The sequence below is a fragment of the Prescottella agglutinans genome (genome assembly GCF_004011865.1).
GTDB classification, from domain to species: domain Bacteria; phylum Actinomycetota; class Actinomycetes; order Mycobacteriales; family Mycobacteriaceae; genus Prescottella; species Prescottella agglutinans.
On record NZ_RKLP01000002.1, the window covers coordinates 140,029 to 157,197 of the forward strand.

General features: G+C 69.5%; 18 protein-coding genes. 8 read left to right on the forward strand and 10 right to left on the reverse strand.

What is annotated here, in order from left to right; translation table 11 throughout:
* Positions 1-16: 16 nt before the first annotated feature.
* The 4 genes from mshB to EGT67_RS04625 all read right to left on the reverse strand — a co-directional run bounded on the left by mshB (position 17) and on the right by EGT67_RS04625 (position 6,082).
* Complete coding sequence (gene mshB / locus EGT67_RS04610; RefSeq protein WP_127915297.1) at positions 17-892, reverse strand: N-acetyl-1-D-myo-inositol-2-amino-2-deoxy-alpha-D-glucopyranoside deacetylase; 876 nt, start codon at positions 890-892, stop codon at positions 17-19.
* Positions 893-912: 20 nt separating this feature from the next.
* On the reverse strand, positions 913-2,688 hold the full coding sequence (locus tag EGT67_RS04615; protein WP_127915298.1) for an ABC transporter family substrate-binding protein: 1,776 nt from the start codon (positions 2,686-2,688) through the stop codon (positions 913-915).
* Between the two features lie 119 nt (positions 2,689-2,807).
* On the reverse strand, positions 2,808-4,703 hold the full coding sequence (gene typA, locus EGT67_RS04620) for a translational GTPase TypA (protein ID WP_127914887.1): 1,896 nt from the start codon (positions 4,701-4,703) through the stop codon (positions 2,808-2,810).
* A gap of 254 nt (positions 4,704-4,957) precedes the next feature.
* Positions 4,958-6,082, reverse strand: coding sequence for a LuxR C-terminal-related transcriptional regulator (locus tag EGT67_RS04625; protein WP_164877484.1), 1,125 nt, complete (start codon positions 6,080-6,082; stop codon positions 4,958-4,960).
* A 113-nt stretch (positions 6,083-6,195) separates the two neighbouring features.
* Between EGT67_RS04625 and EGT67_RS04630 the strand changes: the two genes are divergently transcribed.
* Both EGT67_RS04630 and EGT67_RS04635 read left to right on the forward strand, forming a co-directional pair.
* Positions 6,196-7,608 carry an FAD-binding oxidoreductase gene (locus EGT67_RS04630; RefSeq protein WP_127914889.1) on the forward strand — a complete coding sequence of 471 codons (1,413 nt, stop codon included), beginning with the start codon at positions 6,196-6,198 and terminating at the stop codon, positions 7,606-7,608.
* A gap of 130 nt (positions 7,609-7,738) precedes the next feature.
* The gene (locus EGT67_RS04635) at positions 7,739-7,921 is read left to right on the forward strand and encodes a hypothetical protein (protein ID WP_005514508.1); all 183 of its coding nucleotides are present in this window, start codon (positions 7,739-7,741) and stop codon (positions 7,919-7,921) included.
* A gap of 9 nt (positions 7,922-7,930) precedes the next feature.
* Here the strand turns inward: EGT67_RS04635 and EGT67_RS04640 are convergent, their stop codons facing one another.
* Positions 7,931-8,323 (reverse strand): (deoxy)nucleoside triphosphate pyrophosphohydrolase, encoded by a 393-nt coding sequence (locus EGT67_RS04640; RefSeq protein ID WP_127914890.1) that lies wholly within the window; start codon positions 8,321-8,323, stop codon positions 7,931-7,933.
* Between the two features lie 33 nt (positions 8,324-8,356).
* Between EGT67_RS04640 and EGT67_RS04645 the strand changes: the two genes are divergently transcribed.
* Entirely contained in the window at positions 8,357-8,647 is a 291-nt protein-coding gene (locus tag EGT67_RS04645) for a 4a-hydroxytetrahydrobiopterin dehydratase (protein WP_127914891.1), read from the forward strand.
* Here EGT67_RS04645 and EGT67_RS04650 read toward each other — a convergent pair.
* Complete coding sequence (locus tag EGT67_RS04650) at positions 8,589-9,857, reverse strand: mannosyltransferase (protein ID WP_127914892.1); 1,269 nt, start codon at positions 9,855-9,857, stop codon at positions 8,589-8,591. The genes EGT67_RS04645 and EGT67_RS04650 overlap by 59 nt on opposite strands.
* Before the next feature lie 391 nt (positions 9,858-10,248).
* Here EGT67_RS04650 and EGT67_RS04655 point away from each other — a divergent pair, with 391 nt between their 5' ends.
* Together EGT67_RS04655 and EGT67_RS04660 are read left to right on the forward strand one after the other, a co-directional pair.
* On the forward strand, positions 10,249-10,986 hold the full coding sequence (locus EGT67_RS04655) for an Rv1157c family protein (RefSeq protein ID WP_127914893.1): 738 nt from the start codon (positions 10,249-10,251) through the stop codon (positions 10,984-10,986).
* A gap of 136 nt (positions 10,987-11,122) precedes the next feature.
* On the forward strand, positions 11,123-11,461 hold the full coding sequence (locus EGT67_RS04660; RefSeq protein WP_127914894.1) for a hypothetical protein: 339 nt from the start codon (positions 11,123-11,125) through the stop codon (positions 11,459-11,461).
* Here EGT67_RS04660 and EGT67_RS04665 read toward each other — a convergent pair.
* Complete coding sequence (locus EGT67_RS04665) at positions 11,458-11,946, reverse strand: MarR family winged helix-turn-helix transcriptional regulator (protein ID WP_241565894.1); 489 nt, start codon at positions 11,944-11,946, stop codon at positions 11,458-11,460. The genes EGT67_RS04660 and EGT67_RS04665 overlap by 4 nt on opposite strands.
* 118 nt (positions 11,947-12,064) lie before the next feature.
* Between EGT67_RS04665 and EGT67_RS04670 the strand changes: the two genes are divergently transcribed.
* The 3 genes from EGT67_RS04670 (at position 12,065) to EGT67_RS04680 (ending at position 14,723) form a co-directional block, all read left to right on the forward strand.
* Complete coding sequence (locus EGT67_RS04670) at positions 12,065-13,510, forward strand: MFS transporter (RefSeq protein WP_127914896.1); 1,446 nt, start codon at positions 12,065-12,067, stop codon at positions 13,508-13,510.
* 357 nt (positions 13,511-13,867) lie between these two features.
* Positions 13,868-14,110 (forward strand): maltose regulon activator MalT, encoded by a 243-nt coding sequence (locus tag EGT67_RS04675; protein WP_127914897.1) that lies wholly within the window; start codon positions 13,868-13,870, stop codon positions 14,108-14,110.
* A gap of 112 nt (positions 14,111-14,222) precedes the next feature.
* Positions 14,223-14,723: a nuclear transport factor 2 family protein gene (locus EGT67_RS04680; protein WP_127914898.1), complete on the forward strand. Its 501-nt coding sequence runs from the start codon at positions 14,223-14,225 to the stop codon at positions 14,721-14,723.
* Positions 14,724-14,793: 70 nt separating this feature from the next.
* Here the strand turns inward: EGT67_RS04680 and EGT67_RS04685 are convergent, their stop codons facing one another.
* From EGT67_RS04685 to EGT67_RS04695, 3 genes are all read right to left on the reverse strand, one after another.
* Positions 14,794-15,156: a hypothetical protein gene (locus tag EGT67_RS04685; protein ID WP_127914899.1), complete on the reverse strand. Its 363-nt coding sequence runs from the start codon at positions 15,154-15,156 to the stop codon at positions 14,794-14,796.
* A gap of 79 nt (positions 15,157-15,235) precedes the next feature.
* A complete protein-coding gene (locus EGT67_RS04690) occupies positions 15,236-15,970 on the reverse strand; it encodes a DUF1906 domain-containing protein (protein ID WP_127914900.1) in 735 nt (244 codons plus the stop codon).
* A gap of 141 nt (positions 15,971-16,111) precedes the next feature.
* Positions 16,112-17,083: a restriction endonuclease gene (locus EGT67_RS04695; RefSeq protein WP_127914901.1), complete on the reverse strand. Its 972-nt coding sequence runs from the start codon at positions 17,081-17,083 to the stop codon at positions 16,112-16,114.
* Between the last annotated feature and the right edge of the window lie 86 nt (positions 17,084-17,169).

The window sequence follows — 17,169 nt, forward strand, 5'->3', positions numbered from 1 at the left end:
AGCATACTGGGGCCGGTCAGGAAATCCCGCCGAAGAGACCACGCTCGCGCCCACGGTCGTCGACCGGGCCGGCCTGGCCCCGGACCAGCACGAAGTGCTCCTCGGCGAGGAGCGGCTGGACGACGTCGTTCGACAGGGCGAACTCCGTGGCCGACGGCGCCACCGTCACCTGCGTCTCGTGGGCGCGCAGCGCGGCGAGCTTGGCGTCCATCACGCCCGAGACGTCCACCGCGGCGGTCACCGAGGCGTCCGGCACGCTCGGCAGCTCGTCCGGTTCCGGCAGCCGCCACCCCGCGGGGACGTCGTCGATCGCCGCGACACCCGCCTCGAGCGCACCGCGCTCGGTCACGGTCCAGTAGAACTTCGCGACCTCCCACGGCGCACCCGCGCCCGGGAACGCGTCGGTGCCGGCCGCCTCGACCGCCGCCGTCGTGAACCGGTGCACCTGAACGTGATCCGGGTGTCCGTACCCCCCGACCGGGTCGTACGTCACGACGACGTCGGGGCGCAGTTCGCGGATCACCGCCACCAGGGCGCCCACCGCCTCGTCCGGGTCGGCGTTGACGAACGCGCGGGGATTGCGCGCCGACGGCGTCCCTGCCATGCCGGAATCGCGCCAGCGGCCGGCACCGCCGAGGAACCGGGGCGCCGCCGCACCCAGGGCCCGCAGCGCCCGGGTCAGCTCGAGGATCCGGTAGCCGCCCAACTGGTCGGCGAGGCCGGCGACCAGACCGGCCCACCGGTCTCCGATCACCTCACCCTCCTCGCCGAGAGTGCAGGTGAGCACCGTGACCTCGGCGCCGTCCGCCGCACACCGGGCGATGGTGCCGCCGGTGGTCAGCGTCTCGTCGTCGGGATGCGCGTGCACGAACAGGATCCGTCGACCGCTCAGCACGGCTGGTTCACCTCTACTCACTTCGACGTCCGGGTCCACTGGGCGGCATCCGCGAAGATCCCGACCTGCACCGGACCGGTCAATGCGACACCCTCCACCCCGGGTCCCGCCGCGACGACGGTGTTGTCCTGCAGCACCGGCAGATTCACCGCCAGATCCCACAGCCGCGGCTCGGCGTCCGCGATCACCCGGGCCGTGTCGGCCCGACCGCGCAGCGCCTCGTCGATCATCGGCTGCAGCGTCGGATCGCACAGCCCCGACAGGTTGCTCGGGGCACGTCGCGTAGGCGCGGCGTCGGGGGCCGACGACGGGTCGGACGACGGCTCGGGGGTCGCGACCGGCAGCGTCGACGGCAGGCACCCGAAGCGGGACGCGAGCGCTGTCGCCGGATCCGAGCCGGCACGCTCCCAGCCGACCAGCGCGTCGACCTGCCCGGACGCGAGCGCGTCACCGTAGAGATCCTCGGCGCGCACCGCCCGGACCGACGCCGCGATCCCGGCGCCGCGCCACTGATCCGCCACCGTGTTCGCGACGGCGATCGCGGTGTCGTCGTTCTCCGGAGCGCCGATCACCATCGTCAACTGCTCGTCACCGCGCATCATCCGGCCCCGCGTCAGGGTCTCCGGGTCGACGTTCTCGGTGGCGTTCGGAACGAGCTGGTAGCCGGCGGCGGCCAGCAGCCCGGACGCCTGCTCGCGGGTCGGCTGCGGCGGGGCCGTCGGCGCGTATCCCGGATCGGACGGGGCGAGCACCTGTGCCCGCGCCGGTGCCGCCGACGATTCGCTACCCGCGCCCACGGTGGCGAGCAGCTGCGGGTCGAGAAGCCCGAGCAGACCCTTGCGGACCTGCACGTCGGCCAGCTCGGGGACGCGACCGTTGAGGGTCATCGACAGCACACGCGGCTGCAGCTCGGTGCCCGTGCGCACGTCGGGGATCACCGACAGCTGTGCGAGCGTCGCGGCGCTGCCGTGGACGCGCGCGACCTGCGCGTCGCCCGACCGCATGGAGTCGGCCAGCTGAGCGGGCGACCCGCCGCGGCGCATCAGGATCTGGTCGGGCTTGGCCGGGGTGTCCCAGAACCGGTCGTTGCGCTCGAGCAGGATCTCGTCCCGGCCGCGATCGACCGACTTGATGTGGAACAGTCCGCCCGACACCGGGATGTTGTCGGCGAGGCCTCGCGCGAACCCGCCCGGCGAGTCCTTCACCAGGTGCGACGGCAGCAGATCGGTGAACAGTTCACGCCACGCCGGATACGGCGCGGACAGCTTGACGGTGACGGTCTTGCCGCCGCCGGACGATTCGACGTCCTCGATCAACCCGTATCCCGCCGGGTCGACGACCCCGGGCTGGCTGATCATCTGCTGCCACAGGTACCGGAAGTCCTCGGCGGCGATCGGGGCACCGTCCGACCACTGTGCCTCGTTGCGCAACTGGTAGGTGATCGACGACGGCGCCTCGGGCGCTGGCGGGTTGACCGTCGCCGACACCAGCACCGACGGATCGAGCACCCAGTCGGTGACGCCCGGCCGCGCCGGGTCGAGCACCGGACGGAACGGGCTGGGCAGCACCAGGGCACTCACCGCGGAGTTCACGGGCGACTGATCGGCGAGCAGGTGCGGGTTGAACCCGACACCCACGTCGTCGATCGCGACGGAGACGGTGTTCTTGGTGGGCACCGCCGTCGTGGGCTTGGGGCTGTCCGTGCTCTCGACGGGCGGCGGCGGGTTGGCGGTGCAGGCGGCGGCGGTCAACACCACCCCGACCGCGACGGCGCCGACGACGCGTCGGCCCATCACCCCCGCGCTCCAGTGCAGCGCCACTACCGGTCCTCCCCTCCGCGAGCGGCATTCACCGCCGTGCGCGTTGCGCGAGGGTTCAGCCTCGCACAACGCGCACGTAAAGCGTCACGCACTTACAGTGCGGCCTTGTCACGCGACTTCGCGCGCGAACGCTCGCGGGCGCGGTCGGTCTGCGACAGGTGCAGCTTGCGCACGCGGACGACCTCGGGAGTGACCTCGACGCACTCGTCGGCGGCACAGAACTCCATCGCGGCCTCGAGCGTCAGCTCGATCGGCTTGGCAAGGGTCTCCGTGGCGTCGGCGGTCGCCGACCGCATGTTGGTGAGCTTCTTCTCCTTGGTGACGTTGATGTCGAGGTCCTCGGCGCGCGGGTTGATGCCCACGACCATGCCCTCGTAGGTGTCCGAGCCCGGCTCCACGAAGAACGTGCCGCGGTCGGCGAGCTGGATCATCGCGAACGGGGTCACCGAGCCGGTGCGGTCGGAGACCAGCGAGCCGGTGTGGCGGGCGCGGATCTCGCCGGCCCACGGGGCGTAGCCGTGCGAGACGGCGTTGGCGATACCGGTGCCGCGGGTCTCGGTGAGGAAGTCGGTGCGGAAACCGATCAGGCCACGCGACGGGACGATGAACTCCATCCGCACCCAGCCGGTGCCGTGGTTCGTCATCTGGACCATCTTGCCCTTGCGGTTGGCCAGCAGCTGGGTGATCGCGCCGAGGTGCTCCTCGGGGGTGTCGATCGTCAGCTCCTCGAAGGGCTCGTGCAGCTTGCCGTCGACCTGCTTGGTGACCACCTGCGGCTTGCCGACCGTGAGCTCGAAGCCCTCACGACGCATCTGCTCGACGAGGATGGCCAGCGCCAGCTCGCCACGGCCCTGCACCTCCCACGCGTCCGGGCGACCGATGTCGAGCACGCGCAGCGACACGTTACCGATCAGCTCGGAGTCCAGGCGGGTCTTGACCATGCGAGCGGTCAGCTTGTGGCCCTTGACGCGGCCCACGAGCGGCGACGTGTTGGTGCCGATGACCACGGAGATCGCGGGCTCGTCGACGGTGATCGTCGGCAATGCGACCGGGTTCTCGATGTCCGCGAGGGTGTCACCGATCATGATCTCGGGGATACCGGCGACGGCGACGATGTCACCGGCGACGGCGACCTCGCCGGGCTCACGGTTGACGCCGACGGTCTTCAGCAGCTCGGTGATCTTGACGTTCTTGACGCCGTCGGCGTGCATCCACGCGACGTTCTGGCCCTTGCGCAGCTCGCCGTTGTGGATGCGGACCAGCGCGAGGCGACCGAGGAAGTCGGAGGCGTCGAGGTTGGTGACGTGCGCCTGCAGCGGCGCGGCGGAATCACCCTTGGGGGCCGGCACGTGCTCCATGAGGACGTCGAACAGGACGTCGAGGTTCTCGGTGTCGGGCGCCTGGCCGTCCTCGGGACGGTTCATCGACGCCTTGCCCTCGCGGCCCGACGCGTACAGGACCGGCAGGTCGAGCAGCGCCTCGGCGGCCGCGGCGGCCTCGTCGTCGAGGTCGGACGCCAGGTCCAGGAGCAGGTCCTGCGCCTCGGTGACGACCTCCTCGATGCGGGCGTCGGGACGGTCCGTCTTGTTGACGACGATGATGACCGGCAGCGACGCGGCGAGCGCCTTGCGCAGCACGAAACGGGTCTGCGGCAGCGGACCCTCGGACGCGTCGACGAGCAGGACGACGCCGTCGACCATCGACAGACCGCGCTCGACCTCGCCACCGAAGTCGGCGTGACCCGGGGTGTCGATCACGTTGATGACGGTGACGGTGCCGTCCTGGTTGTGACGGTGAACAGCGGTGTTCTTCGCGAGGATGGTGATGCCCTTCTCGCGTTCGAGGTCACCGGAGTCCATGACGCGGTCGACCAGCTCGGCGCGCTCGGCGAAGGCGCCGGACTGGCGCAGCATGGCGTCGACGAGGGTGGTCTTGCCATGGTCGACGTGCGCGACGATGGCGACGTTACGGAAGTTGGTGGTGCTCACGCGGGGCGTTCTCCTGGCTGCTGACGGGGCCACACGAAGGTGCTGTCGTACGGCTTCTGGCTGCCGCTACGCGCATGCGTGATTCCCATTCGCGACCCCCAGGGCACCGAACGCCGATCGGGAGTCTCCGACATTTGCGCCGATGCAGGGATTGCGGCCAGCGAATACCCTACCCGCCCGCGCCGCAACTTCTCGCATCGCGGGCCGAGATCACAGCCCCTGACCTGCGGATAGTGATCTGCGCCACTACCCCGTCAGGCGTCCTGCACGAACCACCCGGACGGCCCGAGCCGACAGTCCTTCCGGGGCGCGTAGTGGTCGAAGTACACCCGCGCCGTCAGCTCCCGGCGGCTCGAGACGCCGGCCTTGTCGAAGACGGTCTTGAGATGGTCCTGCACGGTGTACGGCGACAGGTGCAGGCCCTTCGCGATCTCCGCCGTGGTGGCCCCCCGCAGGACACCGTCGACGACGTCGCGCTCGCGGGGCGTCAGGCCGAACGCCGCAACCACGAGCGGCACCACCTCGGGTGCACCGGCACGTTCGATGGTGACGACGATCTGCGACGGGCAGCCGTCGCGGCCGGCGAGCGGCGCACCGTGCACGGCCAGCCACTCGCCGGTCCGGGACCGGACCCGCATGCGCGGCACGGTCCCCGTCCGTCCGGCAATGAGCGCGCGCGTCGCGGACACCGTCGCGAGTACCGACTGCGGCAGCTCACCCCACATGCTGCCGCCCAGTTCGTCGACCCGTACCTGCGCGGCCAGAGTGGCCTGGGACAGGGCGTTGTCGTGATCGAACGTGAGGACCGCCGGACCGGACTCCGTGTCCGCGATCTCGTGGCCCGGCAGCGCGTCGGCGATGAGTCCCGCCCGAATGCCCAGCGCCAACTGGCCGGACAGCCCACCGAGGAAGTCCGCCTCGGCCGGGCTGAACCCACTCGCGCCGGCGCGGCGATAGATCGCCAGCGCACCCCAGACGGCGCCACCGGTCCGGAGCATCACGCGCATCTCGTGCCCCAACCCGAACGTCGGCTCGAACAGTTCCCGGAACCGGGAACTTCGCCTCGGGTCACCGCCTGTCTCCTCGTGCAGGACGCTCACGTCGACGCTGCGCCGCGCAAGATCCGCGAAGAGGCTGACGTCGTCCTCGATGTACTCGTGGCGAGCGAACTCCGCTTCGCACGGCTCGGGCAGCCCGGCCTTGACGGACCCGGTGACCAGCGTCGTCGTCGGATCGATGGTCCCGAAGCACGCCGAGTCGAACGGCACCGCCTTGGTCAATACCTCCAGTGCCTGCTCACCGAACTCCGTCCACGGCAACCCCGCGCGGGCCAGTGAGCTCACCCGATCCCGGGCAGATCCTGCCTGGTAGGTAGTCATTCCAGAAGTGTGACCGACCGGTCGGAACTTGTGAACCCCCAGAAGTCTGGGGTCCGAAGAACCCGGCGCCGAGGGATACCGGCCACCGCTGCACCCGGGCGACGCTTCCGGCCATGACATCCACACCGATCCACCCCGACACCGCCCGCCGCACCGTCCGGCTCGACGACGCAACCTGGAACGGTCTCGCCGCCGACCTCGACGGCCGGCTCGACCTGCCCGACACCGCCGACTGGCCCACCGTCGCGCAGGCCTGGAACCTGAGCATCGTCCAGCGCCCGGCCGCGGTGGTGACCGCCGCGAACACCGCCGATGTCGTCAAGGCGGTGCGTTTCGCGGCCGCCCACCGCATCCGGGTGTCCGCGCAGCCGAGCGGCCACGGCGCGACCCGGGCCCTCGACGACACGATCCTGGTCCGGACCACGGCGCTCGACGACATCTGGATCGACACCGCCGCACGAACGGCCCGCGTCGGGGCGGGCGTCAAGTGGGGTGCGCTGCAGGCGGCGCTGGACGGCACCGGGCTGACCGGGCTCGTCGGCTCCAACCCGGACGTCTCCGTCGTCGGCTTCTGCCTGGGCGGTGGCCTGTCGTGGCTCACGCGCCCCTACGGGCCGGGCTCGGGATCGCTGTCGGCGGTCGAACTCGTCGACGCGCAGGGCGTGCACCGCTGGGTGAGCGACGACGAGTCGCCCGAGCTGATGTGGGCGCTGCGCGGTGGCGGCGGCGAGTTCGGCATCGTCACCGCCGTCGAGATCGACCTGTTCCCGGCGCCCGAGATCACCGGCGGACGGCTCGCCTTCCCCGCGGCCGAGGCACGATCGGTGCTGCGTGCGGTCGCCGCGCTGACCGCGGCCGCGCCGGCGGAGCTGACGGTGTGGGCGTCGATCATGCACTTCCCGCCGATCCCGGACCTGCCCGAGGAGATCCGGGGACAGTCGTTCTGCTTCGTCGACGCGTTGCTGCTCGGTCCGGCCGATGCCCTCGCGGCGCACCTGGCCCCGATCCGCGCGGCCGGCGCCGTCCTGCGCGACACGGTCCGGCCGCTGCAGCCGAGCGAACTCGGCGGCGTGTGCGAGGAGCCCGTCGACCCGTCCCCCGGCGTCCACTCGTCGATGATGCTCGAGGCACTCGACGACGCCGTCGTCGACCTCGTGTTGGATCGCGCGGGAACGCCCGGCGCGACGCCGCTGACGCAGGTCCAGTTCCGGCACCTGGGCGGCCCCGCCCGAACGGGCCGGACCGGCGCCGTGGATCTGCGTCGAGACGGCGCGGAGTTCGCGGTGATGACGTTGACGCTCGCTCCCGTCCCCGAACTGCTCGACGCCGGCGCCGCAGCCATGGCGGACCTGTTCGACGAGCTCTCCCCCTGGTCCGCCGGTCCGACCGTCCCGACGATGCTCGGTCCCGGCGAGTCGCCCGAGCGCGCGTACGACGAGCGGACCCTGGCGGCGCTGCGCCGGCTCAAGCAGGCCGTCGACCCGGCGTACGTGGTGCGCGGCAACTACCCGCTGCACGGACGCTGACGAACGTCCGACCGACTGGTGGCCCGGCATCGATGCCGGGCCACCTGGGCGTCGGCGCCGAATGAGGGTACGCTAACTCCGTGCGGCAGCGATCCGGGCGCCGCACTCGGGAGGAAGGCCGGTCGCGCACATGGGCAAGGGAAAGGTGAAGGCCAGCAAGGTCTCTGGCCTCAAGCCCAAGAAGAAGTGCTGCCGGAAGAAGACGCGTTGCCTCAAGTGCCCGGTCGTGATCATGCGCATGAAGAAGCTCGAGAACGAGGGCGCCACCAAGAAGGAACTCAAGAAGGGCCTCAAGAAGGCGCGTGCGGCCTGAGGTCTGCCGTCACTCGGCGAGCAGCGCCACGAGTTGCGGCAGCCAGCCGCGGTCGTTGTCGACGAGGTCGATCTCGAGCAGTTCCCGTGCGTCGACCCAGCACAGCGCCGAGTGGTCCAGCGCGCGGGGCGTTCCGCTGACGAGTTCGGCACGGTACGCACGCAGCACCAGTCCGTCGCGCAGCGGCACGTCGGCCCCGATGCGCTCGCCCGCGATCGCCTCGACGCCCAGTTCCTCGCGCAGTTCGCGGCGAACCGCGTCGGCCGGCGACTCGTCGGGCTCGACCTTGCCGCCGGGCAGTTCCCAAAGACCGGCCAATTCCACCGGCCGGGTGCGCTGGGCGAGCAGCAGTCGCCCGTCCCGGATCACCGCGGCCGCGACGACCTCGCGCTCCCGGATCATTGCGGTCCCTTCGCCGTCGCACCATCATGAGGTATGGCCGAGTTGCTGTCCGACACCGAGATCGACACCGCACTCACGGATCTTCCGCACTGGAGCCGCGACGGCGCCGCACTGACACGGACCGTCAAGTCGGCGACGTTCCCGGACGCGATCGCCCTGGTCGACCGGGTCGCGGAGGTCGCCGAGTCGATGAACCACCACCCCGACATCGACATCCGCTGGCGCAAGGTCACGTACTCGCTCTCGACGCACTCCCTGGGCGGGATCACGAAATTCGATCTGGAGCTGGCTCGACGGATCGACGAACTGGCTGCGTCGGAGTAGCCGCGTACCGGCGGCCCGCGTACCCGACCCACAGGAAGACGACGAGCGCGCCGGTCACGTTGACCGTCCCGGCCCACGCGAGCGCGCCGGCGCGGGAGATGGACTCACCCTCGAACTGCTCGAGGACCCACGGCACGCCGATCACCGTGACGGCGAGCCAGCACGCCGCGACCACGCGGGTGCCGACGAGCTGCCGGTACGGGCCGTAGAACAGCCAGATCAGCATCGGCAGCACCCACACCCAGTGGTGGACCCACGAGATCGGCGAGACCAGCAGCCCGAACAGCTGCACCAGCACGAGCGTGCCCAGCCGGTCGTCGCGGGCGAGCGCGCTCCACGCGAACAGGGCGAGCGCGGCCGAGACCACGACCCCCGCGATCCACACGGGGCCGGAGCCCACGTCGTGGCCCGCGAGACGGCTCAGCGCCCCACGCAGCGACTGGTTCCACGCGGACCCGACGGGGCCGATCCGATCGGCGTCGCCGAACTTGGAGGAGAAGTAGTCGCGCGCCTGGGAGCTGATCACGAGGTAGCTCACGCCGACGGTTGCCGCGAAGGCCACGGCCGAGAACACCGCTGCGCGCCACCGACGTTGTGCCAGGAGGTACAGCCCCGTGACCGCGGGTGTGAGCTTGATGCCGGCCAGGATCCCGACGATCCCGCCGGACACCCACCAGCGGGTGCTGCGGACCGCGAGCATCGCGCCGAGCACCAGGAACACGTTGACCTGGCCGTAGTCGAGGGTCGTGCGGACCGGTTCGGTCCACACCCCGACGGCGGTCCACAGCATCGCGACGTACTGCCAGTGGCGGTCGCGGGCGGTCTCGCCGAGCAGTAACTCCAGGCTGATCCGGATCACCCAGAACAGCGCCAGGACGGTACCCAGCTGCCAGCAGAGGCCCACCAGCCCGAACGGCAGGTAGTGCAGCGGCAGGAACACCAGCGCCGCGAACGGCGGGTAGGTGAACGGAAGCGGGAACTCGGGTGTCTCCTCCGAGTAGGTGAATCCGTAGAGATCGCCGCGGAGCAGCGCCGCCGAACCGTCGACGTAGACGTGGAGGTCGACGAAGTTGGTGCCGTTCGGCGTGAGAACGGTCCACAGCAGCCTCGCCAACACCGACACGGCGAGCGCGAGCGGCGCCCAACGGACGAGCCCGCGATACACCGCGAGGGCACGCGATCCCCGCTCGGCGCGTGGAAGCTGAGTCACTGGTCGGTGCTCTCCCTGATCTCTGTGCTGACTGGAGGCACCCAGTGTGGCGCGGCGGCGGGAAGGACCAGGTGTCGCGTCAGCCTAACCCGATGGGAACGGCGTCCGAAAATACCTTGCTCATCCGTAACAGTTGCATCAAGGATCACTTTTTCCCCATATGCCACGCGATATTGTCACCAGGCAATGGCAGTCACGTCACAGCTTGCATAGACTTCTCCGCGACGCAGGTCACGAATGGGTCGTACGGACAAGTCTGTACACATCGGGGGTCGGTCCCTAGAGTGACCCGCGACCGGGACGGACCGCAGCTTCCGACCCGGTAGGCCGACGCTGCACCGCCGGCGTCTGTAACGACAAGGATGGGGAAACCGTGATTCGTAACCGAGGAATGCGACGAGCGATCACCGCGTGTGCAGTTGCGGCCGCCGCAGCGCTCGCTGTCCCGGCCAATGCGGCCGCGCAGCCGACGCCTCCCGGGCTCCCCGAGGGTGTCTCGATCGACGCGCTGGCGTCCCTCGCCCCGGCCATCCTCGGCGCGGCCGCGGCCCCGGCGGAGCTCCACGACGTCGACGCCAAAGCCGATCTGCTGGCCCAGGCGCGCGCCCTGCTCGAGGGGGCGAACCTGCCGCCGGAGCTCAAGTCCACGCTCGAGCGCGTCATCACCTTCCTCGACGGCAGCGGCGGCGGCGGACCGGAGATCCCGCAGGACGGCCCCGTCATCGCGCAGTTCCTCTACCCGACCGTCGGCAAGGGCTGCATCGCGCCGTCGAGCGATTCCGTCGGCACCGCACTCGCGGTTCCCGGCCCGGCTCACCTGCCCCCGCCGGGACCGGCCGCCGGCCAAGCCGGTTTCGTCTTCACCGCGCTCGGCACCGCGAAGGCGGCCCCGAACCAGGGCATGACGGTCACCTGGATCAACGTCGACAACGGTCGTCGCGAGACGCAGAACCTCACCACCGAGGCGCGGATCAACCCGGACGGTCCGGCCACGCTGTCGGCGATCGCGAACACCGGCCCCGGCCGCGTCCTCGCGGTCATCTCGGGCGATCTGACCACCGAACCCGAGGGTGCTGCACCGATCACGTGCAACTTCCTGCCGACGGTCGGAATGTTCACGGTCGCGTAACTCCCCCCGCTCGCACACCGCCCTGCCTCGACCGGCCCGCCCGGTCCAGGCAGGGCGTTCGTGTTCGTGCGGAGGCCGCCGGTAGGCCGTCACCCCTTCCGCTTTCACGGTCCGGTCGTTCGTGGTAGACCGAGGAATGGCCGACTACAAGCAGTCCATTCGTTCCCGGAATTCGCGGCGGTCCATCCTGTCGATTCGCTCGGAGGGGTCGATCCTGTCCATCGGCAGCGTCGGGTCCATCCTCTCGATCGGCAGCGTCGGATCGATCCTGTCCATCGGGTCGATCGGCTCGGCCGGATCGGCCCTGTCGTCGCTGTCGTTCGCGAGCGTCGGATCGGCACTGTCGGGGCTGTCGCGGTGGTCGCTGCTGTCGTGGCGCGCGGTCGGCCACTCCCCCGAGGAGCGGCCCCTGCTCGTGGTCGTGCCCGACGAACCCGACCTCGTCGAGTCACCGACCCGGCACGTGCAGTCCTAGTTCTCGTTCTCGTTCGGACGCCGGTCCTCGGACGGCCGCGGCCAGGGCTGACCCTCGAGTTGCTCGACGTCGCTGTTGAACCGGGTGAGGATGTCCCGCAGGTAGTGCACGTCCCGATCGGACCAGCCGTCGAGGACGCTGCCGATCCCGCGGAGGTTGAGGTCCCGGTCCTCACGTAATCGGTCGAGGCCCTTCGCCGTCGGCCGGATCTTGCGCGCCATCCCACCCGCTGGATCGGCGAGACGCTCGACGAGGCCGTTGCGCAGCAGCGCGCCCACCTGCCGGTTGATCGTCGAGATGTCCAAGCGGAATGCCTCCGACAATTCCTTGAGGCTCAGCGGCGGCTCCAGTTCGAGCCGGGCCAGGATCAGATACGCCGACCGATCGAGCTGCTGGCCACCGCGTTGACACGCGAGCGCGTGGTACCGCGACAGCAGAGTCAGTTCGTATTCGATCTCGCTCAACACCCGGTCCGCGTCGGACACGTGTTCTCCCCTTCTCGACTGTCGCCAGAATTGTCCGCTTTGTGCATCGTGCACACGCTGTGTACCGTACACACTCTTGTGACTTCGGTCTTCTAGCCATTTTTTCGAGGAGAACCCCTTGACCTCATCCGTCGCGTCTGCGTCGACGGCCTCTGCAGACTCCCGATCCGGCGGCAACGGGATCGTCGCGATCCTGGGATTCTGCGGCATCGTCGTCTCCCTGATGCAGACCCTCGTGGTGCCGATCATTCCGCAGCTGCCACACCTGATCTCCGCCTCGCCCGCCGACGCCTCGTGGGCCGTCACCGCGACGCTGCTCGCGGCCGCCGTCGTCACGCCGATCAGCGGCCGCCTCGGCGACATGTACGGAAAGAAGCGCATCCTCGTCGCGAGCCTGCTGCTCGTGGTCCTGGGATCGGTGGTCTGCGCCTTCGCGAACTCCCTGATCCCGCTGATCGTCGGACGCGCGCTCCAGGGCGCCTCCGTGGGCGTCATCCCCCTCGGCATCAGCATCCTGCGCGACGAACTGCCGCCGCGGAAGGTGGCCGGCGCGATGGCCATCGTCAGCGCGACGCTCGGTGTGGGCGGCGCGGTCGGCCTGCCGGTTGCGGCAGCGATCGCGCAGGTCGCGGACTGGCATGTGCTCTTCTGGGTCTCCGCGGGACTGGGCCTGCTGTGCATGGCGCTCGCGATCTTCATGATCCCGGAGTCACCGGTCCGCACGCCGGGACGCTTCGACTTCGTCGGCGCGGTCGGGCTCAGCGCGGCCCTGATCCTGTTCCTGCTGCCGATCACGAAGGGCGGCACGTGGGGCTGGGGCGATCCCCTCACCCTGGGCCTGCTCGCCGCGTCGGCCGCGGTGTTCGTCGTGTGGGGCTTCATCCAGTTGCGGACCGCGCGCCCGCTGGTGGACCTGCGGGTGTCCGCGCGACCGAACGTGCTGTTCACGAATCTGGCGTCGATCGCCATCGGATTCAGCATGTACGGGAACTCGCTCACGCTCCCCCAGTTGCTCATGGCCCCGGAGTCGACCGGCTACGGCCTGGGATTGTCGATGATCACGGCCGGTATCGCACTGGCACCCGGCGGCCTCGTGATGATGGCGCTGTCGCCGGTCTCCGCGAAGATCTCCGCGTGGCGCGGGCCGCGGTTCACCCTCATGGTGGGCTCGGTCGTGGTCGGTCTGGGCTACCTGTTCGTCTTCTTCCTGTCCTCGTCGGTGTGGATGATCGTGGTCGGCGGCATGATCATCGGCGCGGGAGTGGGCCTGAGCTACTCCTCGATGCCCGCACTCATCATCGGCGCCGTCCCGGTGTCCGAGACCGCGGCGGCCAACGGCCTGAACTCGCTGATGCGCTCGATCGGTACGTCCAGCGCGGCAGCGGTGATCAGCGTTGTGCTGGCCAGCATGACGGTCACCCTCGGCACGGCCACGATCCCCTCGTTCGACGCGTTCCGCGCCACGTTCGTCATCGCCATCGTGGCGGCGGTCGTCGCACTCGCCTTCGCGTCCCTGATCCCCAAGGCGAAGCGGCCCGCGGCCGCCGGCGGCCAGCACGCCTGACGGAGACGCCGGCGCACGGCGCCACACGACGCGGAAGGCCCGCACCGACGATTCGGTGCGGGCCTTCCGCGTCGTACAGGCGTTACGGGTTCGGAGTCGGGGCCTGACCGCCGCCGGACGATCCGCCGGACGAACCCACCCACAGGTTTGCGGCCATCGCATACAGCAGGTTGATGAGGAAATCCACGAGACCCTCCACGTAGTAGCAGCATTCGGACCGTCCACGGTATCCGAACCGGTCCGTCGGTCGGACCCGCACCGGGCATATCGCGGGTCTGCGCGACTCCGTTTCACCACCCACCGGTGCGGTAGCGTTGAAAACGCATCGTGTAGTCACTCCAGACGGGAGTCACGACCATGAGCAAAGAGAAGTGGTGGGTGCTGGCGGGGCCCGACAGTGGGTGGTCCCTCGAGCAGCGACCCAACGGCGACCACGTGGTCGTCAACCGGTCCACATCGGAGGAGCATGTACTGGCCGGATACCAGTGGATGCACGTCAAGCACGACGACGCCGAAACCGGTACTCCTGCACATGCGCTCAAGGTGCTCGGCGAGGGCCCGCCGCCGTTCGGTAAGTGGACGGAACTTCACGGAACCTGACGATTCATCCCATTCCGGGCAAAAAACTGAAACACGTTCCAGCCGTGCGTTAGGTTGCAGGAGAGCCCGCCCACGTGGCGAGCGACCGCAACCGAGCAGGAGGAGCGCAGCGATGGCGTGGACCCGCGACGAACTCGAGGCCGCATTCGCGAACTACCAGAAGACCGTGGTCGAGGCGACGCAGACCAGAGACTGGAACATCTTTGCCGACCAGTTCACCGAGGACGCGACCTACCTGGAGCATGCGTTCGGGAGCTTCGCCGGTCGGGAGGAGATCCGCCGCTGGGTGACGCGCACCATGACTGCGTTCCCCGGCAACAGGATGCCCGAGTTCCCGGTCTCGTGGTATGTGATCGATGAGGAGCGCGGCTGGGTGATCTGCGAGGTGCAGAATCCGATGGAGGATCCGGGTGACGGCACCGAGCACGGCGCCGCGAACATCACGATCCTGCACTACGCGGGCGACAACCTGTGGTCCCACGAAGAGGACGCCTACAACCCGATGAACTTCCTGGCGATGGCGAAGAAGTGGTGCCGGCACGCCGAGAAGTCGGGGAACCTGCCCGACGACGCCCGGGCCTGGCTCGACAAGATGGCCAACGTCCCGGGCTGACCGCGATGCGCAGACGAAACGGGCGCCCTCCGAAGGGAGGGCGCCCGTTTCGTCTGCGCGGAGGCGGATGTCAGTAGCTCGTCCAGAGCACCGCGATGAGCGCGTTGACGATTCCCAGGATGCCCACGATGTGCGCGAAGTTGGGGTTGCCCTCGCCGCGCTTCTGGCGCGCCCGGCCGATCTCGGCGACGGCGACGATGACCAGCGTGATCAGCAGCTTCACGCCGATCTTGGACATGTTGTAGTCCTTGCCGAGCGAGTCGACCGCCTCGCCCAGGCCGACGATCACGACACCGGACAGCAACTGCACGCGGGCGCCCCAGACCATCACCTCGCTGATCCGGGGAGCCTTCAGGACCGAGAGGTAACCGCCGACGATCGCGGCCATGCCCAGCAGGTGCACGGCGACGAGGATGTTGTAGAGGACAGACATACCGTTACCTTAGCTTTACGTTTGTGGTGGACCTGCGCGCCGACCGGAAATTCAATCCTTGGTTGGATGTTTCGTCAGGCTACGACAGGAAGAAGGGCTTGCGCATCGACCACTGCCCGTAGTCGGGCTTGAGGATCGAGTTGACGTCGACCCCGATTCCGTCGATCTTGCGCTTGTCGATCTCGAACTGGTGCAGGTGTGCCGCGGGATGCACGTAGCCGGCCGGGGTGCCCCAGTTGTGCTGCCAGAACCAGGAACCGACGCCCGCCCGCAGGCAGCGGTCGATCGTCGGAGAGTTCGCGTAGACACCCACGCTCCAGTGGCCGAGCACGCTCTCCCAGCCGCGCAGGTACGGCGCGATGAGGTTGTCGAACTCCCACGCGGACGGGTTGTCGTCGATGGAGGCGTAGATGGGGCTGTCCTCCGGCCCGCCGGCGGCCAGGTGCAGTTCGCGACCGCGCCGCGCATGCCGGACACCGGCGTCGTAACCGCCGCGCCAGTCCGACGTCGCGCCCTTGCCGAACTGGTAGCACGAGACGATCTGCAGCCCGACGGCCGCCATCGCGGCGGCCTCGCCGAACTGCATCGGCTTGCCGAGCATCCACTCCGCGCCCGGGCGCCGGTCGGACACGTACCGGACGGCGCCGACGTGCCCGGCGAGCCGGATGCCCAGCGGCGACGGGACGCCCGCGGCGTAATCGACCAGCGTCGCGGGTCCGGCGTTCGCCATCGCGGGAGCCGCCACGGCGGCCAACCCGGCGGCCGCGGTGCCGGCCGCGGCGAACTTGAACAGTTGTCGTCTGGAGACCTGCACTGGCAAAACCTCGCATCACCGGCGGATTCCGGCATCGCTTCGACTGGGCGCCCACGACCGATCGGTCTCGGACCGTGTGGATTCGAGGGCTATTTCACCACAGTCACTCTGGTTCCGTCAGTCACATGAGTGACTTCGGGTTCAGTCGGATTCGAGTCCCGCGAAGAAGTCGGTCTGCAGCGTCACGTCCTCGACGACGCGGGTCGTCGTGCGCACACCGAGTGCGTGTTCCTTGAGGAGTTCGCACAGGCGGTCGCCGTCGATGAGGTCGACGGGCGGGGCGCCGTCGCGGCGCGATTCGGCCCGCGCCTCGCTCGTGAACGTGCCGGTCGTGATCAGCAGGCCCTTCTCGCCACGTCCGGCCATCGCACCGCGCAGATCCCGCACGGCCCCCGCCCCGACGCTCCCGCTGACCCGCTTGCACTGGAACGCGACCGGGAAGCTGAGCAGCGAGATCTGACACATGCCGATGCCGTCGATCCCGCCGTCCGACCCCCGACCGGTGATCGTGGCGGTCGAGAATCCGGCCTCGCGCAGCAACCGTTGGGTGAGTCGCTCGAAACCGGTGGACGACATTCGCAGGATCGCCTCGAGCAGCGCGGCCTTCCACTCGACGGAGTCCCCCGATTCGCCGTACGATGCGTCGGATTCGGCGGCGGTATTGGCCGCCGAGAGCGGAAGAACCTGCGGGCCAGGAGTGTTGGCCTTGCGGCTCAGACGTTGGCGACGCTTGTCGGCCGTGAACGTTGCCAGCAGCGGACGGATGTCGTCCTCGGTCACTGCGCGTCCGCGCTTGGTCACGCTCCACACCGCACGGCGACTGTTGGCGAGCAGGCCCATTCCCTTGAGATACGTACGCGCCCAAGCCAATCGGTACTCGACCTCGGTACCCGGACCGTCACCGTGCAGGATGCCCTGCAATTCGGGCGACCAACCTTCCCGCTCGACGACCGCGCCGTCGAGTTCGTTGTTGGACGCCGAGCCACCGAGAGCGATCAGCGCCTGGAGCGTGGGCCACAGCAGTTCGGTGTACGGCGGAAGCTGGGCGATCAGATTCACCTGACCGGCGACGTCCCCACGCCGTGGCTCCTGCACCTGCACACCCGCTCCCATCGCACCGTCGGTCGGCGGCCGGTTCGACACCGGATCGGCCAGCCGACCTGGATGTTATCGGGAAACGGGTCCGGCCCCGAATCCGG